The organism is Ruminococcus sp. CAG:379, assembly GCF_000434255.1.
GTDB lineage: Bacteria > Bacillota > Clostridia > Oscillospirales > Ruminococcaceae > Ruminococcus_F > Ruminococcus_F champanellensis.
The window spans coordinates 14,068-17,687 of sequence record NZ_FR894915.1 but is presented as its reverse complement, the minus strand read 5'-3'; the positions used below and the strand labels follow the sequence as shown (position 1 = coordinate 17,687).

The following is a 3,620-nucleotide window of genomic DNA, read 5'->3' as shown; positions in this document are numbered from 1 at the left end:
GAACGGCTGCGTGCTGGCTGCCGGGGTAAGCCTGGATGTGATCGCCGCCGCCGCCCCCAACGGCACCAATCTGATCCGAGTCAAGTCCGAAGGCTATCCGGAGGATCTCATCGACCTGTCCCAGCGGATTCCCATGCCGGAGGAAACCAACACCGCCGCCGCCCTGATCCGAGGGGTTGCAGCCCGCTTCATCCAGCTTGGCTATCCGGTATCGGGGTTTGACGCCTACACCACCTCCAGCGTGCTGAAGGGCTCCGGTCTGTCCAGCTCTGCGGCGTTTGAAGTCCTGCTGGGAAATATCATCAACGCCTTTTTTGCTGACGGAGCGGAAACCCCGGTTTCCATCGCCCAGATCGGGCAGTATGCAGAAAATGTCTTTTTCGGCAAACCCTGCGGTCTGATGGATCAGATGGCATGCTCCCTTGGCAATGTGGCATCCATTGACTTTGCGGATCCGGACAACCCCGGCATCCGGCAGATGTCCCTGGATCTGCAAAAAGCAGGCTATGCCCTGTGCATCATCGACAGCGGCGGAGATCATGCAGACCTGACCGCTTGCTATGCGGCAGTTCCGGCGGAAATGCGCAGCATTGCCCGGCAGTTTGGCAAACAGGTGCTGCGGCAGGTTCCCCAGGCGGAATTTGAAGCTGCCATCCCGGCACTGCGGAAAGCCTGCGGAGACCGGGCTGTGCTTCGTGCCATGCATTTTTACGGGGAGAACGCACGAGTCATGGAGCAGACAGCTGCCCTGGAACAGGGAAACATCCTCCGGTTCTTATCCCTCGTGACGGAATCCGGCAGATCTTCCGAAACCCTGCTGCAAAACATCTTTGACTGCCGCAATCCCCGGCAGCAGCCGATCAGCATGGCGCTGGCCAGCCGATCAGCATGGCGCTGGCGCTGTGTCGACAGCTGCTGCACGGTGAAGGCGCATGCCGGATCCACGGTGGCGGCTTTGCCGGCACAGTCCAGGCATTTGTGCCGCTGGATCGGCTCAGCGCCTTCCGCAGCGGTATGGAAGCCGTACTGGGTGCCGGCGCATGCCACCTGCTGCAAATTCGTTCCACAGGAGGCATGCAACTGGAATAATACAACAGAAAGGAGTGCTGTACCTTGTGCAGCCATGAAACCATGAAAACTATTTTAGTAACCGGCGGTGCCGGATTCATCGGCAGCCNNGGTGCCGGATTCATCGGCAGCCACTGCTGTGTAGAGCTGCTGGAAAGCGGCTATGAAGTCATCATCATGGACAACCTGTCCAATTCCAAAGAGGAAAGCGTAAACCGGATCCGGCAGATCACCGGCAAATCCGTCACCTTCTATCGAACGGATATGCTGGATCTGCCGGGCATAGAGCAGATTTTTTCCAATCACAGCATCGACGCTGTGATCCACTTTGCCGGACTGAAGGCAGTGGGAGAATCCGTTGCCAAGCCCCTGGAGTATTATCACAACAATCTGACCGGCACCCTGCTGCTGCTCCAGGCTATGCGGAAGTACGGCTGCAAGAAGCTGGTATTCTCCTCCTCTGCCACCGTATACGGGGTACATAACCCGGTGCCCTACACTGAGGACATGCCCACCTCCGCCACCAACCCTTACGGCTACACCAAGGTGATGATCGAGCAGTTCCTGCGGGATCTGGTGGTTGCGGATCCGGAATGGAGCGTGGTGGCACTCCGGTACTTCAACCCCATCGGGGCGCATCCCAGCGGGCTCATCGGGGAGGATCCCAACGGCATCCCCAACAATCTGGTACCCTACATTGCCCAGGTGGCAGTGGGCAAGCTGCCCTGCCTGCGAGTATTCGGCAACGATTATGCCACGCCGGACGGCACCGGCGTCCGGGATTATATCCATGTGGTAGACCTGGCAAAGGGGCATCTTGCCGCCTTGGATTACGCCGACAGCCATCCGGGCTTCATGCCCATCAACCTGGGCACCGGGCACGGCGCCAGCGTGTTACAGGTGGCTGATGCCTACGAAAAAGCATGCGGCAAGCCCATCCCCCGGGAGATCTGTCCCCGCCGCCCCGGCGACATTGCCACCTCTGTGGCAGATGCAAGCCGGGCGAAGGAGCTGCTGCACTGGGAGGCACATGCCACCGTGGAGCAGATGTGCGCCGACAGCTGGCACTTCACCGAGAAAAATCCAAACGGTCTTTGATGCACAAAACAAAAGCAGCCTGTACGCTCTGTACAGGCTGCTTTTTCGATACATATCCCGGCAGCCGAAACCGCCGGAATTTGTTTTGCAGGATCAGACCTGGGAATTGTGATCCAGCCAATCCATAACCGTGTCCACTGTGGTGAAGCACAGACCGGTGCAGGTATCTGCACAGCCATAGTAGATGGCGATTCTGCCGGTGTCCGCATCCACCAGATTTGCACAGGGGAAGGTTACGTTGGGCACATCGCCTACGCACTCGTACAGCTCCTGGGGGCTGATGAGGTAGCTTCTGCCCCGCTTGAGCACCTTCCAGGGCTCATCCTTGTCCAGCAGTGCCGCAGAGAAGCTGTACACAAAGCCGTTGCAGGAGGTGAGCACCCCGTGGTAGAAGATCAGCCAGCCACGATCCGTCTCGATGGGGGTAGGGCCGGCGCCGATCTTGGTGGACTCCCAGCCCTTGGAGGGACCCATCACATGACGGTGCTTGCCCCAGTAGGTCATATCCGGAGACTGGGAAATGTAGATATCCCCGAAGGGGGTGTGACCGCTGTCGGAGGGGCGGGAGAACATCATGTAGTTGCCGCCGATCCGCCGGGGGAACAGCACACCATTCCGGTTGAAGGGCAGGTATGCATTCTCCAACTGGTGGAAGGTCTTGAAGTCAAAGGTGTAGCCCACACCAATGGTAGGATGCCAGCCGTATGCGTTGCACCAGGTGATGTAGTAGCGATCCTCAATGAAGCATACCCGGGGGTCATAGCCGTACTGGAACTCTGCCATTTCGGGAATGTCGGTTTCAAACTGGATCCGCTCCGGCTGAATGTCCCAGTTCATGCCGTCCTTGGAGAAGCCAGCATGCAGCTGCATGTTCCGCTCCTTATCGTCCACACGGAACACCCCGGCAAAGCCTCCCTCAAAGGGAACCACTGCGCTGTTGAACACACTGTTGGAGGTGGGGAGAATGTTCCGCTTGATGATGGGGTTTGCCTTGTAACGCCAGATTACGTCCTGGCAGTCTGCCGGCCGGTCCTGCCAGGGCAGATTGGGGATGGATTTTTCGTTCAGAATTTTTACGTTCATAGAACTACCGCCTTTCTTTTCGCTTAACGAAAGCAATGATTTTCTTTATTTAAGCGTTTCATTTTTGATGGTGTACTCATTATATCACGGAAAAAGCTAGTTTGCAAGACTTTTTTGCGACATTTTTATATATTCGCTCAAAGAAAGAGTTCCATCCGAGTTATAATATTTGATTAAGTCATCAGTTGAAATATATTTCCCGTTGAGCGTACCATCCTGTCCCACAAGATAGTCCCCGTACCACAGTCCGAAGAAGGACCACACCGCATTGTCCCGAAAGATGGCATCCACGTCCGGGATCCGGCTGCATTCGCTGAGCGCCAGCAGCTTTTCCCCCTCTGTCAAGGCATACAGCCACTGGAACTGTCCAT

3 protein-coding genes and 1 pseudogene are annotated in these 3,620 nt (G+C 56.9%); 2 read left to right on the top strand and 2 right to left on the bottom strand.

Annotated features, from left to right (window positions below; genetic code table 11):
- Both QVO51_RS09145 and galE read left to right on the top strand, forming a co-directional pair.
- On the top strand, positions 1–1,135 hold a 1,135-nt coding region (locus QVO51_RS09145), incomplete at its 5' end, for a galactokinase (RefSeq protein WP_288168062.1).
- Positions 1,132–2,166 (top strand): UDP-glucose 4-epimerase GalE, encoded by a 1,035-nt coding sequence (gene galE, locus QVO51_RS09140; protein ID WP_288168061.1) that lies wholly within the window; start codon positions 1,132–1,134, stop codon positions 2,164–2,166. The genes QVO51_RS09145 and galE, both read left to right, overlap by 4 nt.
- Positions 2,167–2,259: 93 nt before the next feature.
- Here galE and QVO51_RS09135 read toward each other — a convergent pair whose 3' ends face one another.
- Both QVO51_RS09135 and QVO51_RS09130 read right to left on the bottom strand, forming a co-directional pair.
- Positions 2,260–3,249, bottom strand: coding sequence for a glycoside hydrolase family 130 protein (locus QVO51_RS09135; protein ID WP_015559136.1), 990 nt, complete (start codon positions 3,247–3,249; stop codon positions 2,260–2,262).
- 96 nt (positions 3,250–3,345) lie between these two features.
- Positions 3,346–3,620, bottom strand: a pseudogene (locus QVO51_RS09130) (glycosyl hydrolase); the annotation flags it as partial.

Coding starts and splice junctions, on each gene's coding strand:
- QVO51_RS09135 (WP_015559136.1), bottom strand. CDS start 3,249: ATGAACGTAAAAATTCTGAACGAAAAATCCATCCCCAATCTGCCCTGG.